2 protein-coding genes are annotated in these 1,069 nt (G+C 61.1%); both read left to right on the top strand.

Annotation, left to right across the window (positions count from 1 at the left end):
• The coding region (locus tag A5695_RS02210) for an LLM class F420-dependent oxidoreductase (protein WP_068077602.1) at positions 1–771 on the top strand (771 nt) is incomplete at its 5' end.
• A 53-nt stretch (positions 772–824) separates the two neighbouring features.
• A partial coding sequence (locus A5695_RS02205) for an aldo/keto reductase (protein ID WP_197515332.1) occupies positions 825–1,069 on the top strand: 245 nt, incomplete at its 3' end.

The following is a 1,069-nucleotide window of genomic DNA, read 5'->3' as shown; positions in this document are numbered from 1 at the left end:
ATGTTCACCCTGGCCGACCACTTCTTTCAAATGGAACAGGTCGGCAAGGCCGAGGACCCGTTCCTGGAGGGCTACACCTCGCTGGGTTTCCTGGCCGGGCAGACCGAGACGATCACGTTGACCTTGATGGTGACCGGGGTGACCTATCGCTACCCCGGCCTGCTCGCCAAGACAATCGCCACCCTCGACGTACTCTCCCGTGGTAGATCAATGTTTGCCATCGGCGCGGCGTGGTACGAGCGGGAGCACCTGGCGCTAGGTGTCACCTATCCGCCGCTGCGACAACGATTCGAAATGCTCGAAGAGACGGTGCAGATCTGCCAGCAGATGTGGAGCGACAATGACGGCCCGTACCAGGGCCGGCACTACCAGCTGGCCGAGACGATCTGTCAACCACAACCCATCAACCGTCCGCCCGTGCTGATCGGCGGGGACGGCGAAAAGAAGACGCTGCGCCTGGTCGCGCAGTACGCCGACATCTGGAACAGCAACGCCGCAACACCCGATGAGGTGAAGCACAAAGTCGAGGTCCTGAAACGGCATTGCGAGGAGATCGGACGAGACCCCCGCGAGATCCGCAAGACCCTCATGCTCGGTCCACAGTTCGACCCGTTCGGCGATCCCACCGCATTTATGAATGCAATGCAGGGCTTCGCCGAGGCAGGCATTGAATTGATCAATATTGCTGCCCTGCCGGGAAATCCCGATCCGATCGGGTTCGTCGGCCGCCTCGGCGACGAGGTGATCCCCAAACTGGCTTTGCTGGCCTGACTAGGCGCTGATCCGCGCCTGCCGCCACCCGACCCCCAACAACAGGAATCCCTATGCGCTACATAAAGCTTGGAACTACCGGTTTGGATGTCTCACCGATCGCCATCGGCGCGATGACATACGGCCAGCCCAATCGCGGGTATCCCGTCTGGTCACTGGACGAGGAAACCAGTAGGCCGCTCATCAAGCACGCCGTCGAGACAGGCATCAACTTTTTTGACACCGCCAACGGATACTCGCTGGGCAGCAGCGAGGAGATCCTCGGTCGCGCCCTCAAAGACTTCGCCGACCGCGACGA

It is taken from the genome of Mycobacterium sp. E1747, from assembly GCF_001667775.1.
Classification (GTDB): domain Bacteria; phylum Actinomycetota; class Actinomycetes; order Mycobacteriales; family Mycobacteriaceae; genus Mycobacterium.
The sequence above is the reverse complement of the archived record's forward strand: the minus strand, read 5'-3'. Positions and strand labels throughout refer to the sequence as shown.